This is a genomic window from Cetobacterium sp. (genome assembly GCF_051653945.1).
GTDB lineage: Bacteria > Fusobacteriota > Fusobacteriia > Fusobacteriales > Fusobacteriaceae > Cetobacterium_A.
Genome location: NZ_JBOFXD010000116.1, coordinates 188982 through 208652, shown reverse-complemented (window position 1 = coordinate 208652; position 19671 = coordinate 188982). Strand labels below are relative to the sequence as shown.

Annotated in this window: 18 protein-coding genes; 11 read left to right on the top strand and 7 right to left on the bottom strand. The window is 31.4% G+C overall.

Going from position 1 to position 19671, the window contains the following annotated elements; translation table 11 throughout:
• The 7 genes from ACRC8M_RS13130 to glmS form a co-directional block, all read right to left on the bottom strand.
• Positions 1-759, bottom strand: a 759-nt coding sequence (locus ACRC8M_RS13130) for a citrate lyase subunit alpha (protein WP_438529540.1), incomplete at its 3' end; no start/stop codon positions are given.
• Positions 760-778: 19 nt separating this feature from the next.
• The gene (locus tag ACRC8M_RS13125) at positions 779-1651 is read right to left on the bottom strand and encodes an HpcH/HpaI aldolase/citrate lyase family protein (protein ID WP_040406552.1); all 873 of its coding nucleotides are present in this window, start codon (positions 1649-1651) and stop codon (positions 779-781) included.
• Between the two features lie 27 nt (positions 1652-1678).
• On the bottom strand, positions 1679-1939 hold the full coding sequence (citD, locus tag ACRC8M_RS13120) for a citrate lyase acyl carrier protein (RefSeq protein ID WP_023050116.1): 261 nt from the start codon (positions 1937-1939) through the stop codon (positions 1679-1681).
• An 80-nt stretch (positions 1940-2019) separates the two neighbouring features.
• Positions 2020-3261 (bottom strand): methylaspartate ammonia-lyase, encoded by a 1242-nt coding sequence (locus ACRC8M_RS13115; protein WP_438529539.1) that lies wholly within the window; start codon positions 3259-3261, stop codon positions 2020-2022.
• A gap of 93 nt (positions 3262-3354) precedes the next feature.
• A complete protein-coding gene (locus tag ACRC8M_RS13110) occupies positions 3355-4812 on the bottom strand; it encodes a methylaspartate mutase subunit E (RefSeq protein WP_023050118.1) in 1458 nt (485 codons plus the stop codon).
• Between the two features lie 22 nt (positions 4813-4834).
• On the bottom strand, positions 4835-6241 hold the full coding sequence (glmL, locus tag ACRC8M_RS13105) for a methylaspartate mutase accessory protein GlmL (protein WP_040406554.1): 1407 nt from the start codon (positions 6239-6241) through the stop codon (positions 4835-4837).
• A gap of 41 nt (positions 6242-6282) precedes the next feature.
• The gene (gene glmS, locus ACRC8M_RS13100; RefSeq protein ID WP_023050120.1) at positions 6283-6696 is read right to left on the bottom strand and encodes a methylaspartate mutase subunit S; all 414 of its coding nucleotides are present in this window, start codon (positions 6694-6696) and stop codon (positions 6283-6285) included.
• A gap of 358 nt (positions 6697-7054) precedes the next feature.
• Between glmS and rimP the strand changes: the two genes are divergently transcribed.
• From rimP to yihA, 11 genes are all read left to right on the top strand, one after another.
• On the top strand, positions 7055-7516 hold the full coding sequence (gene rimP, locus ACRC8M_RS13095) for a ribosome maturation factor RimP (RefSeq protein WP_438529547.1): 462 nt from the start codon (positions 7055-7057) through the stop codon (positions 7514-7516).
• Positions 7517-7552: 36 nt separating this feature from the next.
• Positions 7553-8659, top strand: a complete 1107-nt coding sequence (nusA, locus tag ACRC8M_RS13090) for a transcription termination factor NusA (RefSeq protein WP_438529538.1) — start codon at positions 7553-7555, stop codon at positions 8657-8659.
• Complete coding sequence (locus ACRC8M_RS13085) at positions 8652-9176, top strand: DUF448 domain-containing protein (RefSeq protein ID WP_438529537.1); 525 nt, start codon at positions 8652-8654, stop codon at positions 9174-9176. Before nusA ends, ACRC8M_RS13085 begins: the two co-directional genes overlap by 8 nt.
• A 24-nt stretch (positions 9177-9200) precedes the next feature.
• Positions 9201-11369: a translation initiation factor IF-2 gene (infB, locus tag ACRC8M_RS13080; protein ID WP_438529536.1), complete on the top strand. Its 2169-nt coding sequence runs from the start codon at positions 9201-9203 to the stop codon at positions 11367-11369.
• Between the two features lie 16 nt (positions 11370-11385).
• A complete protein-coding gene (gene rbfA, locus ACRC8M_RS13075; RefSeq protein ID WP_438529535.1) occupies positions 11386-11742 on the top strand; it encodes a 30S ribosome-binding factor RbfA in 357 nt (118 codons plus the stop codon).
• Between the two features lie 4 nt (positions 11743-11746).
• Entirely contained in the window at positions 11747-13447 is a 1701-nt protein-coding gene (recJ, locus tag ACRC8M_RS13070; RefSeq protein WP_438529534.1) for a single-stranded-DNA-specific exonuclease RecJ, read from the top strand.
• 34 nt (positions 13448-13481) lie between these two features.
• The gene (gene tig / locus ACRC8M_RS13065; RefSeq protein ID WP_438529533.1) at positions 13482-14768 is read left to right on the top strand and encodes a trigger factor; all 1287 of its coding nucleotides are present in this window, start codon (positions 13482-13484) and stop codon (positions 14766-14768) included.
• Positions 14769-14901: 133 nt separating this feature from the next.
• Entirely contained in the window at positions 14902-15477 is a 576-nt protein-coding gene (gene clpP, locus ACRC8M_RS13060; protein ID WP_438529532.1) for an ATP-dependent Clp endopeptidase proteolytic subunit ClpP, read from the top strand.
• An 11-nt stretch (positions 15478-15488) separates the two neighbouring features.
• Positions 15489-16736, top strand: coding sequence for an ATP-dependent Clp protease ATP-binding subunit ClpX (gene clpX, locus ACRC8M_RS13055; protein WP_438529531.1), 1248 nt, complete (start codon positions 15489-15491; stop codon positions 16734-16736).
• A 13-nt stretch (positions 16737-16749) separates the two neighbouring features.
• Positions 16750-19053 carry an endopeptidase La gene (gene lon / locus ACRC8M_RS13050; protein WP_438529530.1) on the top strand — a complete coding sequence of 768 codons (2304 nt, stop codon included), beginning with the start codon at positions 16750-16752 and terminating at the stop codon, positions 19051-19053.
• 17 nt (positions 19054-19070) lie between these two features.
• Entirely contained in the window at positions 19071-19664 is a 594-nt protein-coding gene (gene yihA, locus ACRC8M_RS13045; RefSeq protein WP_438529529.1) for a ribosome biogenesis GTP-binding protein YihA/YsxC, read from the top strand.
• Positions 19665-19671: the final 7 nt, after the last annotated feature.

Below are 19671 nucleotides of genomic sequence, written 5' to 3'. Positions count from 1 at the left end.
AATTGGATTTTTAGTTATTTGAGTTGTTCCTGACACAATTCCTTTCGGATCTCCTATTGCATCTACAACTAAAACATAATCTACTAAAGTTTGATTTATTTCAATTGTCGTGTTTGGATACTCAACTAGATTATCTGTTATAGCTACAACTATATTTGCTAACTCTGCATCTGTATGTGCATATCCTAATGCTCCACAAGCTGATTTTCCATCTACACCATTTATATTTCCATATTCATCACTTGTAGGAGCTGCCATGAATGCAACATCAATAGTTCTCTCTCCTGATTCAAATATTCTTGCTCTTCCACCATGTGTATGCATTATAGCAGGTCTTTCTAACTTCCCTTGAGATATAGCTTCGGCTACTGGTCCAGATATATATGCTGCATATATTTGAGTCACTACCTTATCTTCTATCATTTTTACTAACCCTTTATGACAAGGGAATATAGAACTTGCTGCTATTGTTATATTTTTATATCCTCTTTTTGCAATCTCTTCCATTACCATATTTAAAACAAAATCCCCATTTCTTAAATGGTGGTGAAACGAAACTACCATCCCATCCTTCAATGGTAATTTATCCATTAATTTGTTTAAATCTGTATGTAATTTTGAATCTTGAGCAGATATAGTTTTAAATTTAAAATCCTTTTTTATTACTCCATCTTTATTTGAAAGATACCCTTTATATTGTTTTACATTTCCATATCCTTCTATAAATTCAGGAATTTCTCTCCCTAAAATATTTTTCATTAGAACACCTCACCCTAAATTAATCTAATAATCCAATCATTTCAGCAATTTCTAAAGTTTGGATAGCTCTATTTATAATTGGAAGATCAACCATCTTTCCATCTAAAGAGAACACTCCTAATCCTTCTTTTTCCGCTTCTTCTTTTGCTGCCATAACTCTTAAAGCATGATTTATCTCCTGCTTTGTTGGAGAATATACTTCATGAATTGTATCTATTTGTCTTGGGTTTATAGCTAACTTTCCAGAGAATCCTAACATTTTAGCTTTTCTCGAATCTGCAGCTAATCCTTCGTAATCATTTGTATCAGTAAAAGGTGTATCTATTGCATCTACTTTTAATGCTTTACAAGCATTTACTACCTTTGTTCTAGCATAAAATAACTCTTCTGAATCTTTAGTTCTTTTTACTGCTAAATCTGCTGCTAAATCTTCTCCACCTAATAAAACAGCTTGAATTCTATTAGAAGACTTTATTGTTTCATAAACAGTTTCCACTCCGTAAGCTGTCTCTACTAAAGCATGAACTTTTATAGTTCCTACTTCAAAGCCTTCCTCTTTTTCAATTCTTTCTAACTCTTTTTCCAAAATTTCCATATCTTCTGGAGTAGCCTTTGGAAGTAGTATTGCATCTGGCTTTAATCTAGCCATTTTATCTATATCTGTCATTGCAAATGGAGATGATAATGGATTTATTCTTATTACAACTTCTGTTTCTCCATAATTCATCGTTCTCATAGCTTCTGTTACTAGTATTCTTGCTGCATCTTTTTCTGTTAAAGCAACTGCATCTTCTAAATCAAATATTACTGAGTCTGCTCCAAATGTATCTGCTGTTTGTAGCATCCCTGGGTTATTTCCAGGCATAAATAACATTGTTCTTCTTAATTTCACACTAACACCTCACCTTAAAAGGAATATTTAACAACCTCTTTTAACAGCTCCCTCAATTCTAGCTCTTATTGTATAATCTAAAGCTCCTTTATCTTGAGCCTTTACTAAAACTGAAGTAATTCCCATCTCTTTTAATTTCTCTTCAATAACCATTTTTATATGATTTCCAAACTGCTTTTCTACAACACTTTCTAATTCAATACTTATTCCATTTTCACTTGGAGTTAACATTACAAATATATCATTAGACTCTAATGTTCCACATTTAGCGGGTTTATTTATTGTCATTCTATTCACCTCTTAGAATTTTCTATAAAATTAAAGGAAAAGGTAGGAGACCCCCACCTTTTCCCAGAATTAAAAGTCTATTACTTTCTTCTGTTTACTAAAGCTTCTACTCTGCTCATTTCGTTGAATACGATCATGTATCCTTCGTCAACACCCATTCCTGGTTTTGCTAAAACTTGAAGAGCTCCACATGCCATAGCTATGTTTGTAGTAACCTCAGCTGATCTGTTAGTCTCGTTACAAGTTCCTCCACAGTAAGAACCAATTCCTACTTTGTTACAGTAAATAATTGCATCTGCTATGTTATTTACTCCTCCTAAATCTGGAGTTTTTATTTGAACTACATGTCCAGCTTTAGCATCAGCAAAAGCTGCGATATCCTCATAAGTGTTACACCACTCATCAGCAACTAACTCGATTCCCATGTTTCTTCTATCTACTTCAGCTGTTAATGCTGCTAAAGCTTCAATTTGCTTATCTCTATCTTCTACGTCCATAGGACCTTCAATTCTTAATTTAAATGGTTTTGCTGCATCTACTAATGTTTGTAAATAGTCTGCCATTTTTGTTGTATCCCCATCAAATGCTGCTCCAATTGTTCCGTATACATCTATGTGTAAAATAGGAGTATAGTCTTCTGAATCTCTTAAGTGGATTATTCTATCTCTTAACCATCCAACGTATTCAAGTAATAACTCTCCATTTTTACCTAATTTTGTTTCTACATGATTTATTAAAGCATGTGGTAAAACATCAGCAGATTTTATAATCATTTTGTCTGCATTCTCGTATCTGTTATCTCCTGATTGAGTGAATATAGGTCTTTTTGAAATTTCTAAACCTGTATTATAGTCTTTTTGAATAACTTCAGCCATAGTTACTTTTCTAGCTTTTGCTACAGCATCTAATAAAGCTTGAGTAATTCCATATCTTATAGCAGTATGTAATCTTTTTCCATCTAATAACATTCCATCGAACTCTTCAGCTAATGATTTGAAGTTATCTAACTCTTTTCCAATTAACTTTGGAGCGATTTCTTTTTCAATTACTGGAATAAAATCTTTAGCTAGGAATAATGGGTCTCTTCCTCCCGCACCAGAATACTGTACTGCTGCACAATCTCCAAATGCTACTTGACCATCTTCTAATATTAATTGTACAGAGATTGCTTCTCCAGCTTGTCTAATTGAAGTAAATCCTTCTGTTACTGGCTCTCCTACATAAGCAAATCCATCATGTCCTGCTCCTTTTTTTATAGCTCTTTGGTCATCAAAGTAAAAACCTGTTTTTCCTGCTGAACATACTACATCAACTATTCTCATTTTAATTCCTCCTGATTTTTACGAGGGAGATCTCTCTCCCTAACTTTTATAATAAATCAAATTTTAAATAATATTTTTTTATTTTTATAGAAATTATTTTGTTGCTGGTCTTCCAATTAATGTTCCTTTTCCTACAGCAAATATATCATCTACTGTCATTTGGAAACTTATTTCTCTTCCTTCAAAATCTGCTCTTTCTTGTAATTTAGCAGTATGGAAAGCTTTTATATCCTCTGATAAAGGTAAGTTTCCTGCATTTAAATATCTAATCATTCCATTATTATCTCTTGCTGGTAACATTTTTCCTGCATTATACTTTGATGGTGCAAACGGAATATCTAAAACTCCCTGCTCGAATGCTTTAACAGTTCCTACTGCTAAATCTCCGTTTCCTAACTCAAGTACTTTATCGATAATTTGCTTAACTTCTCTTTTTATCATATCTTTTTCAAATTGAACTTCTTCAGAGTTTGGTAAATTTTGTCCTCTTAATAAGTTTAATACCATTTTTGTTGCTCTGATTCCCATTGCGTTAGCTTCTTTTGTTGGTACTCCGATAGCCTCGTGAGGTGTTTTTACGATAACTTTTGTTGCTCCCGCTAATGCTGCTGCTGATGCTCCATTTGAAATAACTCCAAAGGCTTTAGCCTCATCTTCAGGGAATCCTCCCATCCACTGGTGGAATACAGAAGTTAATTGCATATTTTCATAACCAAACTCTTTACAGTACTCTTCAGCTTGCTCCATCATAGATCTTACTGCAGCAACGTCTTGTACTAAGTTTCCACATTGTCCATATCCTAAAGTAATATTTTTAACTCCTTGCTCAGCAGCTAGTAAACACTCAATGATTTGAACAGCATTTGAAATTGATGGTGGAACTAATGTTCCTGTTAATGGTCCAAATGGTTCTCTATTGATAGAAACTCCTTGCTCTTCGTACCATCCAACTAATCTATCACAATATTGCCAATCTCTTATTGTTTGCTCTAAACTTACTGATTTTGCATAAGGAATGTTGTAAGATATTCCTCCACCCTCGTTTGATGTATATCCAGCAGCTAGCATTATCTCTGATAATAATCTAGCATCTGGAGTTCCGTGTCTTAATTGTAAAGGTAAGTTTACCGCTTCTACAACTTCTCTACAACCTTTAACTCCGTGGTTTACACCTGGGAATCCATTTAATAATGATCTTCCTGCTTTTTTAGATTCTTCAATTCCTTTTTCACAGTTCTCATATTTATTTTGTCTTGTGTAAGAATCTATTGTAGATGGTAATAAATCAGCTCCACCCTCTTTATCTAAGAAATTTAATAACTCAATATGTTGCTCAATTAAAGCAACTCCTGCTCTTGGTTGAGCTAAAGTTATATTTTTTGCTTTTGCATCTATTAATTTTTTAGCGAAGTTTTTGTGCTCAGGTAAAGCTTTATGATAAGCTACAGCTTCCTCTAAATTTACATCCGCCCCTGTTGGCCACTGCTTTAAAACCTCTTCTCTTACTTTAAAGAACTCTTCATCAGTCCATTTTTTAAATTTTAAATTCATTGATCAGATTCCTCCTCAAAACTTATACTTCAATCAGATATTTTTTCATTATTTTTATCGCTAAATCCGGCTCTTTTTGAGCTAATAATCCCATAGATGATAGAATATATGTTTTATCTACCATAAATTTTGGATTTTCTGGTTTTAAATATATCGGTTCTGCTGGATTAAATTTTCCTGCTTCTAAAATCCCTCTCGGATTCTCACTATGAACGATAACTCCCCCAGTTCCTATTATATAAGGTGCATTTAAAAGATCTTTACCACTTTGGTTAAACATTGTTCCCATAGGAGTGTATATACACTCTAAAACTCCACAATGTCTAGTCATCGATAACTCTGTTGCAACTTTGGCCATTGCTTCATCAAACAAAATTTCTTCTTTTGTTTGAGGAACCATTTTTATATGATCATGTCTGTAGTTACAGTGACCTTTTACATCCCATTTTTTGTCTACATCATTTAAATAATTTCTTATTTTTCTAGTTCCAGCTGCTTCCAATAAAGAGATTGCTGAATATCTCATTCCTAAATCTCCTTCAACAGTTCTTTTTGCAACAGGATCTTCTAATCCTTTTAACAGAACTCCAGGTTTAGACGGATCACCTTTTCCAATCGAATGAATATCAGTAGTTGCACCACCAATATCAACTATTATCAAATCTCCTATTCCATCCTCTTCATCTGTTCCTTCAGATAGCACTTCTGCCGCTTTTAATACCGCTGCTGGAGTTGGCATTAATATTCCGCTGATAAAACTTTCAGCCTTCTTCATTCCTTTTGCTTCTATTATCTTATTCATGAATACTTTTCTTATTTCTTCACGAGCTGGTTCAACGTTAAGTTTATTTATTTTTGGCATAACGTTGTCAGCCATATAATAATCTAATCCTGCCTCAGAAAAAATTCTTTCTATTTCGTCTGATGCTGCTTTATTTCCTGCTACAATAATTGGCTTTCTTATATCATGCTCAACTACCAATCTAGCATTATGTATTATACACTCTTTGTTTCCACCGTCTGTTCCACCAGCTAAAAGAATTATATCTATTGGAGAGTTTTTAATCTCTTCCATCTCACGAGAGTTTAATTCGTATGAGTATGTTTTCATAACTCTTGCCCCTGCTCCTAAAGCTGCTTTTTTCGCTGCTTCAGCTGTCAGTTCTGGAACTAATCCGATTGCAACCATTTTCAATCCACCAGCTGCTGATGAACATGCTATTTTGTCCACAAATTCAACTTGTGATATTGGAATTTCTTTCTCAATTTCTTTTACAAGTTTCTCATAAGCTTTATCAAAACCAATCATTATATCATCTTCTACAGTTGTTATATCTTTAGCAGTTGCTAGAATTCTTTCTCCTACTAAATCTATCGCTGTTAACTTTGTATATGTACTACCAAAGTCAATAGTTAGATAACATTTCATAGAAATCATCTCTTTTCTTTAAGTTTATTAGATTTAGATAATTAAATTCCTAAATCTGATTTTAAATCTTCTGTTGTTAGTTCAATTGGAGTTCCTGGTCTATAAACTCTATTGAATCCCATAGCTTTAAATCTAGATTCTACATCTGACCAATCTTGTTTTCCAACAACAATGTTTCCTCCAACATAAAGTAAGATATCTTTTAATCCAGCTTCTTCACACTTTTCTCTCATCCCTTGACAATCTAATTCCCCATGTCCATATAAAGATGATACGATTATTGCATCAGCCTTTGTTTCTACTGCAGCATTAATGAAATCAATTTGTGGAGATAAAACTCCTATATTGATTACTTCAAATCCGTTGCTCTCTAATACGTGGTGTATAATTTTATTTCCTACTGCATGACAGTCAGAACCAATTACACCAATTACTACTTTCTTTCCATTTTTCATTGAAAATAACACCTCACTATTTTTTTTCCTATAAAAAACAAACTTTTATAATATATTTTATACACTACGTTTAAAAAAAATACAATATAAATAATAAATTTATATCATTGATTTTTCAACTATTTATAAAATATATTATAACTATTAACTTCTCAACTATATATTTTATTTTTTTCCTACACTAATATATCTATCTATATAGAATCATATGATTTCATTGATTTTTTTTTATATTTATGCTATACTTTAGTTGGATAATTTATACTAGAGCTGACAAGAGTGGGGAAATCCCACTCTTTCTTTATAGTTTTTATTTGGAAAGAGGTGAATTTTTATGATAAAACTTGATAAAAGAGAGATGGAAGAAACTCTTTTAAAAATAGAAAAAGTTGTTATTCCAGCTATTGAAAAAAGAGAAGTTGACTTAGTTGACTTGGAATATATTCAAGAAGGTGGATATTTATACGTACGTATTTTTATAGAGAAACCTGAAGGTGATATTACTCTTGAGGATTGTGGTTCTCTTAGCAACGAAATTGACGAAGCTATTGATGCTTTAATTCCTCACAAATTCTTTTTAGAGGTTTCTTCTCCTGGAGTTGAAAGACCTTTAAAGAAAGAATCTGATTTTGTTAGATTTAATGGTGAAAAAATTAAAGTTAATTTAAAACACAAGCTTAATGATAACAAGAATTTTGAAGGTATTATTGAAGATTTTAAAGATGAAACACTTTTCTTAAATATAAAAGGTGAAATTCTTGAAATCCCTTTTAAAGAGATTAAAAAAGCAAATATTGTCTTTGATTTTAGTGATATTTAATTATTTATTTAGTTATAGTTAGGAGGAAAACCCATTATGAAAAGTAAAGATGGAAAAATCTTTTTAGAAGCTCTTGAGCAGCTTGAAAAAGAAAAAGGAATAAACAAAGAGAGTCTTCTTGAAGCAGTGGAACAAGCTATGTTAGCAGCATATAAGAAGCACTATGGTGAGGAAGAGAATGTTGAGGTAGAAATCAATAGATCAACAGGTGAGGTAAAAGTTTTTGAAATAAAAACTGTTGTTACTGCTGAAGATTTATATGATGCTGCTCTTGAGGTTTCTGTTGAGGATGCTGTTGAAGCTGGTCACAAAAGAGTTAAAGTTGGAGATGTTGTTAAACTTGAAGTTAATTGTGAAGAGTTTAGAAGAAATGCAATACAAAATGGTAAGCAAATTGTTATTCAAAAAGTTAGAGAAGCAGAGAGACAAAATATTTTTGATAAATTCAAAGTTAAAGAACACGATATTATCACAGGTATTATCAGAAGAATTGATGAAAAAAGAAATATCTTCATCGAGTTTGATGGATGCGAAGCTATTCTAGCAACTGCTGAGCAATCTCCAGCAGACGTTTACAGAGTTGGAGAAAGAATAAAAGTTTATGTTGCTGAAGTAGAAAAAACAAATAAATTCCCTAAAATAGTAATTTCTAGAAAAAATGAAGGATTACTTAAGAAGTTATTTGAATTAGAAATTCCAGAAATTGCAGATGGTGTTATTGAAATTAAATCGGTTGCTAGAGAAGCTGGTTCTAGAGCTAAAGTTGCTGTTTACTCAGCTGACGAAAACATCGATACTGTTGGTGCATGTATTGGACAAAAAGGGTTAAGAATTAGAAATATTGTTAACGAATTAAACGGTGAAAAAATTGATATCGTTGTTTGGAAAGAAGATGTTAAAGAGTTTGTATCAGCTGTTCTTAGTCCAGCTAAAGTTATTAGTGTTGAAGTTCTTGAAGAGGGAAGCACAGCTAGAGTTTTAGTTGAAAATTCTCAACTTTCTTTAGCTATCGGTAAAAATGGACAAAATGCAAGACTTGCTGCTAAATTAACTGGTATGAGAGTAGACATTAAAACTGTTGATTCTTTCAAAGCGGAAACAGAAAACAATACTGTTGTTTTAGATGAGGAAGAAAATGCTTAGTCATACACCTGAAAGAACTTGTGTAGTTTGTAGAGAAAAAAAGAATAAAAGCGAACTTTTTAGAATCGCAAAAATTAATGAAAGCAACTATTCATTTGATGAAAAGCAAAAACTTCAAGCTAGAGCAATCTATGTTTGTAAAACTCATGAATGTATTAAAAGAATTTCAAAAAGTAAAAAATATAGCCTAAAAATAGAAGATTTGCTTGCTATGGTAAATCTTCTTAAGAAACAATCTAAAGATTACTTAAATATTTTAAAGGCAATGAAAAACTCTGAACATCTAACTTTCGGTATCAATATGGTTATGGAAGATATTCAACATATCCATTTCATAATAATCGCTGAAGATATTAGCGAAAAAAATGATAAAAAAATAATTGCAAAAGCTAAGGAATTTAACATTCCTTACGCACACTTTGGAGATAAAGCACAACTTGGTGATATATTTAATAAAGATGAAATCAATGTGATTGCTATAAAGAATAAAAAAGTTGCAAGGGGATTGATAGATTAGGCTATTTGGAGGTGTCTAGATTTTATGAAAATAAGAGTACACGAATTAGCTAGGAAATATGGTCTTGGAAACAAAGAGTTTTTAGATATTTTAAACAATATTGGAATTGATGTACACTCACATCTAGCTGGATTAACTGATGAGCAAGAAAAAATTGCCACAGATTATTTTGCTAAAAAAAATGATGATGTTGTTTCTAACAATGTTTATATAAAGGAGGAAACAATGAAAAAAAATATGGAACTTAACAATGTAGACGATTTTGTAGAGGAGAGTCAGCCTACAAAGAAAAATAAGAATAAAAACAAGAATAAAACTAATGATGAGAACTCTAAAGATGAGGGAAAATCAAAAAAGAGAAAAAAAGGAAGAAGAGCAGACTTCGTTGTAAAGAAAGCTGAGCAAGGTCCTGAAATTATTGAAGAAGATGGAATGAAGATTATCAAAATTAGAGGAGAAATTACTTTAGGTGATTTTGCTGATAGACTTGGAATCGGAAGTTCTGAACTTATAAAAAAATTATTTTTAAAAGGTCAAATGCTAACTATCAACAGTCTTATCTCTTTTGAATTAGCAGAAGAATTAGCTGTAGATTATGATGCTTTAGTTGAGGAAGAGGAAGAAATCGAATTAGATTTCGGAGATAAATTTGCTCTTGAAATTACAGATAAACCTGAAGACCTTATTGAAAGAGCTCCTGTTATTACAATCATGGGACACGTTGACCACGGAAAAACATCTTTACTTGATGCTATTAGAACAACATCTGTAGCTTCAGGAGAAGCTGGAGGAATTACACAGAAGATTGGAGCTTACCAAATTGATAAAGCTGGTAAAAAAATAACTTTCGTTGATACTCCTGGACACGAGGCATTTACTGATATGAGAGCTAGAGGAGCACAAGTTACTGATATCGCAATTCTTGTAGTTGCTGCAGATGATGGTGTTATGCCTCAAACAATAGAAGCTTTATCTCATGCTAAAGCTGCTAATGTACCAATTATTGTTGCTATTAACAAAATCGATAAGCCAGACGCTAATGCTATGAGAGTAAAACAAGAACTAATGGAACATGGATTAGTTTCAGTTGAGTGGGGAGGAGATACTGAGTTTGTTGAAGTATCTGCTAAAGCTAGAATGAATTTAGATACTCTTTTAGATACAATCTTAATTACTTCTGAAATTCTAGAATTGAAGGCTAACCCTAAGAAAAGAGCTAAAGGTATTGTTTTAGAATCTAGATTAGATCCTAAAGTTGGACCTATTGCTGACGTTTTAATTCAAGAAGGAACTTTAAAAATTGGAGAGGTTATCGTTGCTGGAGAATCTATGGGTAAAGTTAGAGCTCTTGTTAATGATTTAGGAACTAAAGTGCAATCTGCTACAGTTTCACAACCAATTGAAATTATTGGATTTAACGATGTTCCATCTGCTGGAGATACATTCTATGTTATACAAAATGAGCAACACGCCAAGAGAATTGTTGAAGAAATGACTAAAGAAAGAAAAATTGCTGAAGTTACTAGAAAATCTATCTCTCTTGAAACTCTATCTCAACAAATGGATAGCGCAAACATAAAAGAATTAAACCTTATTTTAAGAGCTGATTCTAGAGGATCGGTTGAAGCTTTAAGAGATTCATTATTAAAACTTTCTCATGAAGAAGTTTTAGTTAATATCATTCAAGCTGCATCTGGTGCTATTACAGAGAGTGACGTTAAGCTTGCTGAAGCATCAAATGCAATTATAATTGGATTTAATGTTAGACCAACTACGAATGCTTTAAAAGAAGCAGATTCTAATGGTGTTGAAATAAGAACTTCAAATATTATCTATCATATTACTGAAGATATTGAAAAAGCTCTAACAGGAATGCTTGACCCTGAATTTAAAGAGATGTACTCTGGAAGAATTGAAATTAAAAAGGTATTTAAAGTTTCTAAAGTTGGAAACATTGCTGGATGTGTTGTTGTTGATGGTAAAGTTAGAAAAGATTCAAACATCAGAATTTTAAGAAATGGTGTTATTGTTTATGAAGGAAAATTAAATACACTTAAGAGATACAAAGACGACGCTAAAGAGGTTGTTGCTGGTCAAGAGTGTGGTTTAGGAATAGAAAACTTTAACGATATCAAAGAAGGAGATATTGTTGAGGCATTTGACATTATTGAAGTTAAAAGAACTTTAAAGTAAAAGTGGGTGATTTATTATGAATAAAAAAAGATTAGCTGCAATAGAAAAAGAGATTTCTAGAGTTATTTCTAAATGTCTTTTCGAAGAGGTTAAAAATCCAAAATTAAAAAAAGCTATGGTTTCTATTACTAGTGTTAGAGTTACTGAAGATTTAAAGTTTGCAGATTTATACTTTAGCGTTATGCCAATAGCTGGACAAACTGTTAATAAAAATGAAGTTTTAGAAGGATTAAATGAAATTAAAGGTTTTCTTAGAAAAAGAGTATCTGAAGAACTAGCCTTAAGATATACTCCTGAAATGAGAATAAAACTGGATGATACTATAGAACATGCTATTAAAATCTCCCAGTTACTTGATAGCTTAAAAGGTTAATTTTATGCACTGGGAATATAAAACAGTATCTGAAAATCTTATTGAAACTAAGGCTAGTCAATGGAATGTTTCTAAATTTTTAGCTACTTTACTTTTAAAAAAAGGCTTTTTAGAAAAAGATGAAGTAGATAATTTTCTTAATCCATCTATAAATAAATTTAGAAATCCTTTTGATTTCGAAATGATGGATAGCGTTGTAGAAAAAATAGTTTCAGCTAAAAATAATGAAGAAAAGCTGTTTATTTACGGAGATTATGATGTCGATGGAATAACTGCTGCTATCTTCCTTGTATTAGCTTTTAGAGAGATTGGAATTGATATTGATTACTATATTCCTAATAGAATGGATGAAGGATATGGTCTTGATAAAAAGACCATTGACTATATCCATAAAAATTCTGGAAAACTAGTAATTACTGTAGATACAGGAATTAACTCCTATGAGGATGTAGAGTATGCTCGCACTCTAGGAATTGAAGTTATTGTCACTGATCACCACAAAAGTGTAAAGGATGAAGAAGAGGATAATATCCTCTTCATTAATCCTAAACTTAGTGATAATTATAAATTTAAATTCTTGGCTGGAGCTGGAGTGGCTTTAAAAGTTGCTCAAGGAGTTTACTCTTATCTAAATGAAGATTTCTCTAAATTATATCAGTTCATGGATGTTATTATGATAGGAACCGTTGCTGATGTAGTTCCTATGTTTGACGAAAATAGAATTATTATAAGTAGAGGTTTAGAAACTCTTAAAAATACAAAAATTAAGGGTCTAGTTTACCTTATGAAATATCTAAAACTTTATAATAAAGATATTAGTACGACAGATATCAGTTATTTTGTTTCTCCTCTTATAAACTCTTTAGGAAGACTTGGAAATTCTAAATTAGGTGCTGACTTTTTTATGAAAACAGATGATTTTGAAATTTACAACATTATTGAAGAGATGAAAAAAGCTAATAAACAAAGAAGAGAACTTGAAAGAATGATATTTGATGAAGCAAACAAAATGATTCAACAAAAAAATGATCCAAGTAATTTAAAATATATTTTTGTTGCATCAGAGCGATGGCATCCTGGAGTTATTGGTGTGGTTGCTTCTAGGTTAAGTGTAAAATATAATTTACCTGTCGCTATGATCTCATTAAAAGATGGTATTGCTAAAGCTTCATGTAGAAGTATTCCTGGTGTAAATATTTTCAATATTTTAAAACTTATTGAAAATAAATTAATACGTTTTGGTGGTCATGATTTGGCTGCTGGATTTATAGCTGATGAAGAAAATCTTCATGAAATAGAACTTCTTTTCCAAAGAGAGATTCAAGTTCATGAACACAGTATAAATCAACCTAAGTTTTTAGAAATCGACTTAGAGTTATCTGTCGATAAAATAAATAAAAATCATATTAACGATATAAAAAAATTAGGTCCCTTTGGCCTTGAAAATAAACATCCCTATTTTCTTGATAGAGGAGTTAAAATTATAAATACAAAGTTTTTTGGTATTGAAAATCGACATTTCAATGGATTTTTATCAAAAAATGGAAAATCTTATCCTCTTGTAGCTTTTGATTTAAGTTCAAAGTTACATAAAAATAATAAGGATATGCTTTATGATATAATTTACTATCCTGAAAAAATTATTAATAAAGGGGAAGAATTCTATCAGTTTCGTTTAAAAGATCTTAAATCTCATAAGATTTGAGATATTAATACATAAATACTTTAAGGAGGAAATGATGAAACACGAATTAAAAAAAATCGAACACTCAGCAGCTGAGATTACATTAACTTTAACAGCTGAAGAGTTATCACCAATTAAATCAGAGGTTATTAAAACTTTAGCTACTAAAGTAGAGGTTCCTGGATTTAGAAAAGGACACGCACCATTAAACAAAGTTGAAGCTGCTTTTGCTGATGCAATAAAAGAAGAGGTTGTTGACTCTGTTCTTAAAGCAAACTTTGAAAAAATCGTTGCTGAAGAAAAAATCGCTCCAGTAAGTTTCATTTACGATCTTGTTGCTAACATGAAAGATTCTCTTGAAATAACATTTAAAGTTGATGTTTATCCTGAAATTACTTTAGGAGAATACAAAGGTTTAGAGGTTGAAAAAGAAACTTTCCAAATGACTGATGATCTTTTAGATAAAGAAATTGAAAATATGTTAAATGCAAAATCTAAATTAGAGGATGCTCCAGAAGGACATAAAGCTGAAATGGGAAATACTGTAGATCTTGCTTTTGAAGGATTTGTTGACGGTGTTCCATTTGAAGGTGGAAAAGCTGATTCTCACCAATTAAAGTTAGGATCAAAAATGTTTATTGATACATTTGAAGATCAATTAGTTGGATATACAGTAGGACAAGAGGGAGAAATCAATGTAACTTTCCCTGCTGAGTACCATGCTGAAGCTTTAGCTGGAAAACCTGCTACATTTAAAGTAAAAATAAACTCTATCAAAACTTTAGCTAAGCCAGAGTTAACTGAAGAGTTTGCAAAAGAAGCTGGATTTGAGTCTGCTGAAGATTTAAAAGCTAAGAAAACTGCTGAAATTACAGCTAGAGAAGAAGCTAGAATTCAAAATAACTTCGTTGGAAAATTAATCCAAAAAGTTGTTGCTGATTCAAAAGTTGATGTACCTAAATCTATGGTAGTTAGAGAAGTAGAAAATAGAATGGCTGAAATGAACCAACAATTAGCTATGCAAGGAATGGATCTTGATCAATACTTAAAAATGACTGGTATGACTAAAGAGCAAGCTTTCAATCAAATAGCTCCAATGGCTCATAACAAAGTTCAAGTTGATTTAGTTTTAGAAGCTATCGCTAAAGCTGAAAACTTAGAGGTTACTGCTGAAGAGTTAAACGCTAAAGTTGAAGAGATTGCTAAAATGTACGGTATGACTAAAGAACAATTAGAGGCTGAATTAAATAAAAATTCTAACTTTGATGAGTTCAACCATAGCTTAAAAACAGAGAGCTTAGCTCAAAAAGCTGTAGAAGTTATTGTTAATAACGTAAAATAATAATAAAAAATATATTGAGTAGAGTTTTATCTCTACTCAATACTGCTTTAATAAAAAATTAGTGTTAAATACCTAAATTTTTTAAGTATTTAACTTTAAATTTTTAAAGCAAGTTTTTAAAGGAGGGAAAAAAATGTACAGTCCAACAGTTATTGAAAACACAGGAAAAGGTGAAAGAGCCTATGACATCTACTCAAGACTTCTTAAGGATAGAATCATATTCTTAGGTAGTGAGATTGATGATCAAATAGCTAATGCAATTGTTGCTCAACTCCTATTTTTAGAAGCTGAAGATCCCAATAAAGATATAATTATGTATATAAATAGTCCTGGAGGTGTTATCACTTCTGGTATGGCAATCTATGACACTATGAATTACATTAAGCCTGATGTACAAACAGTTTGTATTGGACAAGCTGCGAGTATGGGGGCTCTATTACTTTCTGCTGGGGCTAAAGGAAAAAGATATTCACTTGAAAACTCTAGAATTATGATTCACCAACCACTTGGTGGAGCTAAAGGTCAAGCTACAGATATTGAAATTCAAGCTAAAGAGATTTTAAGAATGAAGGATTTAACTTCTAAAATTTTAAGCAAAAATACAAATAAATCAGTTGATGAAATAATATCTGCAACTGAAAGAGATAATTTTATGAGTGCTGAAGAAGCTAAACAATTTGGTCTAATAGATCATGTTTTTATTAGATAAGGAGGGAAGAGATGAACAAAAAAGAACATTGCTCGTTCTGTGGAAGAGGACAAGATGAAGTTTCAAAACTTTTCTCTGGTATTGATGGATCATTTATATGTGATGAGTGTATTGAAACATGTTTTGATATGCTTGGTTACGAAAATGACATTTACTATGGTGAAAAGCATTCTGAAAACTCTTCAGGTCATTCTTTAACAGGAGTAAAGCTACCTACACCTAAAGAAATTAAAGAAAAACTTGATGAATATGTTATTGGTCAAGATGAAAGTAAAAAAGTCTTAGCTGTATCTGTTTACAATCACTATAAGAGAATAATGCATAAAGATCAAGGAAGTAAAGATGTTGAATTACAAAAATCAAATGTACTTCTTATTGGACCTACTGGTTCAGGTAAAACTCTTTTGGCACAAACTCTTGCAAGAACACTTCATGTTCCTTTTGCAATTGCTGATGCCACAACACTTACTGAAGCTGGATACGTTGGAGACGATGTTGAAAATGTTTTAGTAAGATTGTTACAAGCTGCTGATTATAACGTAGAAGCTGCTGAAAGAGGAATTATCTACATAGATGAAATAGATAAAATTGCAAGAAAATCTGAAAATGTTTCTATCACAAGAGATGTTTCAGGAGAAGGAGTTCAACAAGCTCTTTTAAAAATTATTGAGGGTACAAAATCTCAAGTTCCACCACAAGGTGGAAGAAAACATCCAAATCAAGAACTTATAGAAATTGATACTACTAACATTTTATTTATAGTTGGTGGAGCTTTTGAGGGAATGGAGAAAATTATAAAATCTAGAACTAATAAAAAAGTTCTTGGTTTTGGTGCTTCTCAAGATACTATTGAAGCTGAAAAAGAAATTGAACTTTTAGGTAAAGTTCTTCCAGAAGATTTAGTTAAACAAGGAATAATTCCAGAGTTAGTTGGTAGACTTCCTGTTATTACAACACTATCTCCTCTAGATGAAACTGCTCTTATAAAGATTCTATCTGAACCTAAAAACTCAATTGTAAAACAATATCAAAAATTCTTTGAAATGGAAAATGTTGGACTTGAATTTGAAGATGAAGCTCTTAAAAAAATTGCAGCTTTAGCTTTAGATAGGAAAATCGGTGCAAGAGGTCTTAGATCTATTATTGAAAATATAATGACAGACCTGATGTTTGAGATTCCTTCTGATAAAACTATAAAAAAGGTTACAATTAATGCTGATTCAATTCAAGATTCAACAAAAGTTAAAATTGAACACTAAGGAGTGATTACTAATGAGTAGATTACCTTTTTTACCTACTAGGGAAATGGTACTTTTCCCTGGAACAGCATCTCCTCTTTATGTTGGAAGAGAAAGAAGCTTATTAACGATGAATTTTGCAATGAAAACAAAAAATAAATTAGTTCTTAGTCTACAAAAAAATTCTCTAGAAGAAAATCCTGTTCTTCCTGAAGGAGTTCACAAGATTGGAGTTCTAGCAAATATTGTACAGTCTATTCCTTTGCCTAATAAAAATATAAAAGTTCTTATTGAAGTTGATAAAAGAGTTCTTATTGAAGACGTTATTGAAGAAGATGGTATTTTATTTGCTGAGTATAGTGTTATATCTGCAACTGAAGAATCATCTCCTGAGCTAACAGCTTTAAAGAGAAAAGTTATCACTTTATTTGAAGAATATTCTACATTAACTAACCAAGTTAGTGCTGAATTAATGGTTCAATTAAAAGGTCTTAGAAAAGCTGGTAAAATTTTCGATTCAATCGCCTTTAATTTAGAGATTGAAGAAAATTTAAAAGTAGAACTTTTAGAGATTTTAGATGTTAATGTAAGAGGATATAGATTACTAGAAATTTTAAATGATGAAATTGAGATTGCTTCTATTGAACTAAAAGTAGAGCAAAAAGTTAAAGAGAAAATTAATGAAAGTCAAAAAAGTTATTTTATAAGAGAAAAAATTAATACTCTTAGAGAGGAACTTGGAAAAACTGGTGGAGATGAAGAAACTGATGACCTTTATGATAAAGTTAAAAACTCTCCATTACCTGAAGATGCAAAACAAAAACTTGAATCTGAATTAAAAAAACTTGGAAAAATGGCACCATATTCTGCAGAAGCTACAGTTTCTAGAGCGTATATTGAGTCGGTTTTAGAGCTTCCTTGGGGAGTAATCACTCCAGAAACTTTAGATTTAAAAATTGCTCATGAGGTTTTAGAAAAAGACCACTATGGATTAAAAGATGTTAAAGATAGAATCTTAGATTATTTAGCTGTTAAAAAATTAAACCCAAACATGAAAGGAACTATCCTTTGTTTAGCAGGACCACCTGGAGTTGGTAAAACATCTTTAGCTAAATCTGTAGCTGATTCTCTTGGTAGAAATTTTGTTAGAGTTTCTCTAGGAGGAGTTAGAGATGAGGCTGAAATAAGAGGTCATAGAAGAACATATATTGGATCTATGCCTGGAAGAATTATTAAAGCTATAAAAAATGCTGGTAGCGTTAATCCAGTTATATTACTTGACGAAATTGACAAAATGTCTAGTGATTTCAAAGGCGATCCTGCTTCTGCAATGCTAGAAGTTCTAGATCCTGAACAAAACAAGCACTTTGAAGATCATTATTTAGATATGCCTTTTGATTTATCAAAAGTTTTCTTTATTGCTACAGCTAATGATTTAAGAAGTATTCCAGGACCTTTAAGAGATAGAATGGAGATTATAAATCTTTCATCGTATACAGAGTTTGAAAAATTACATATTGCTAATAACTATCTAATTAAACAAGCTCAAAATGAAAATGGTCTAAATGATATAAAAATAAGTATAACTGATAAAGCTGTATTAAAAATAATTGATGAGTATACTAAAGAAGCTGGTGTTAGAAACTTGAAAAGAGAGATTTCATCTTTATTCAGAAAAGTAGCTAGAAAAGTTATTGATGCAGAAACTAAATCAGTTAGCATAAATGTAAAAAATCTTGAGTCTTATTTAGGACACCCTAAATTTAGACCTGAAAAAATGAAAAAAGCAGTTTCTAAAGTTGGAGTGGTTAATGGTTTAGCATGGACATCTGTTGGTGGAATGACTCTAGAGGTTCAGGGAGTTCAAATTCCAGGTAAAGGAAGTCTTTCTTTAACTGGTACTCTTGGAAATGTTATGAAAGAGTCTGCAATGGTTGCATTTACATACTTAAAAGCTAACCTTGATAAATTCCAAATTGATTCAACTGTCTTAGAAAAAAGAGATATCCATCTTCATTTCCCTGAGGGAGCTACACCAAAAGATGGTCCATCTGCTGGTATTGCTATAACTACAACTATTCTATCTGTTTTAACAGGAAGAAAAGTTAAGCAAACATTTGCTATGACTGGTGAAATTACAATTACTGGTGAGGTTTTACCTGTTGGTGGAATCAAAGAAAAAGTTATTGGAGCTCATAGAGCTGGAATTAAAAATATAATTTTACCTGATGAGAATAAAGTTGATGTTGAAGAGATCCCTGAGGAAGTAATGAAGGATATAAAAATATACTTTGCTTCAACATATGAAGATGTTGAAAAACTTGCTCTTGAAAAATAATGAAAAGAGGTAACACAATGAATATAAAACAAGCAGATTTTACTAAATCAGCTGTATTTGAAAAAGATTATCCTGAAGAGCTAAAGCATATTGAATTCGCTTTTGTAGGAAGATCTAATGTTGGAAAATCATCTCTTATAAATAGTATTACAGGAAGAAATAAGTTAGCTAAAACTAGTAAAACTCCTGGAAGAACTCAGTTAATTAACTATTTTTTAATCAACAAAGAATTTTTCTTTGTTGATTTACCTGGATATGGTTTTGCGAAAGTTCCTAAAGAGATGAAAAAAGAATGGGGATTAACTATGGAGAGATACCTTGCTAGTCCTAGAAAAAAACTTGTTTTTGTTCTACTAGATATAAGAAGAATCCCTAGTGGTGAAGATCTTGAAATGCTTAATTGGTTAGACCATTATGGAACTCCATTTAAAATAATTTTTACAAAAATGGATAAAGTTTCTAATAATGATAAATTTAAAGCTTTAAAAGATATTAGAACAAAAATTGATTTCCATAATGATGATGTCTTCTTCCACTCATCATTAAATAACAATGGAAAAGAACAAATTTTAAATTATATTGAAAGTTGTTTAGAGGGAGAAATTGAATAGGAGGATT

What these genes read in the sequence shown, in the direction of transcription:
- clpX (WP_438529531.1), top strand. Translation starts at nt 15,489, where the DNA reads ATGAACAAAAAAGAACATTGCTCGTTCTGTGGAAGAGGACAAGATGAA.
- yihA (WP_438529529.1), top strand. Translation starts at nt 19,071, where the DNA reads ATGAATATAAAACAAGCAGATTTTACTAAATCAGCTGTATTTGAAAAA.
- citD (WP_023050116.1), bottom strand. Translation starts at nt 1,939, where the DNA reads ATGACAATAAATAAACCCGCTAAATGTGGAACATTAGAGTCTAATGAT.
- ACRC8M_RS13085 (WP_438529537.1), top strand. Translation starts at nt 8,652, where the DNA reads ATGCTTAGTCATACACCTGAAAGAACTTGTGTAGTTTGTAGAGAAAAA.
- clpP (WP_438529532.1), top strand. Translation starts at nt 14,902, where the DNA reads ATGTACAGTCCAACAGTTATTGAAAACACAGGAAAAGGTGAAAGAGCC.
- ACRC8M_RS13110 (WP_023050118.1), bottom strand. Translation starts at nt 4,812, where the DNA reads ATGAATTTAAAATTTAAAAAATGGACTGATGAAGAGTTCTTTAAAGTA.
- rbfA (WP_438529535.1), top strand. Translation starts at nt 11,386, where the DNA reads ATGAATAAAAAAAGATTAGCTGCAATAGAAAAAGAGATTTCTAGAGTT.
- glmL (WP_040406554.1), bottom strand. Translation starts at nt 6,241, where the DNA reads ATGAAATGTTATCTAACTATTGACTTTGGTAGTACATATACAAAGTTA.
- lon (WP_438529530.1), top strand. Translation starts at nt 16,750, where the DNA reads ATGAGTAGATTACCTTTTTTACCTACTAGGGAAATGGTACTTTTCCCT.
- recJ (WP_438529534.1), top strand. Translation starts at nt 11,747, where the DNA reads ATGCACTGGGAATATAAAACAGTATCTGAAAATCTTATTGAAACTAAG.
- infB (WP_438529536.1), top strand. Translation starts at nt 9,201, where the DNA reads ATGAAAATAAGAGTACACGAATTAGCTAGGAAATATGGTCTTGGAAAC.
- nusA (WP_438529538.1), top strand. Translation starts at nt 7,553, where the DNA reads ATGAAAAGTAAAGATGGAAAAATCTTTTTAGAAGCTCTTGAGCAGCTT.
- glmS (WP_023050120.1), bottom strand. Translation starts at nt 6,696, where the DNA reads ATGAAAAATGGAAAGAAAGTAGTAATTGGTGTAATTGGTTCTGACTGT.
- ACRC8M_RS13115 (WP_438529539.1), bottom strand. Translation starts at nt 3,261, where the DNA reads ATGAGAATAGTTGATGTAGTATGTTCAGCAGGAAAAACAGGTTTTTAC.
- tig (WP_438529533.1), top strand. Translation starts at nt 13,482, where the DNA reads ATGAAACACGAATTAAAAAAAATCGAACACTCAGCAGCTGAGATTACA.
- rimP (WP_438529547.1), top strand. Translation starts at nt 7,055, where the DNA reads ATGGAAGAAACTCTTTTAAAAATAGAAAAAGTTGTTATTCCAGCTATT.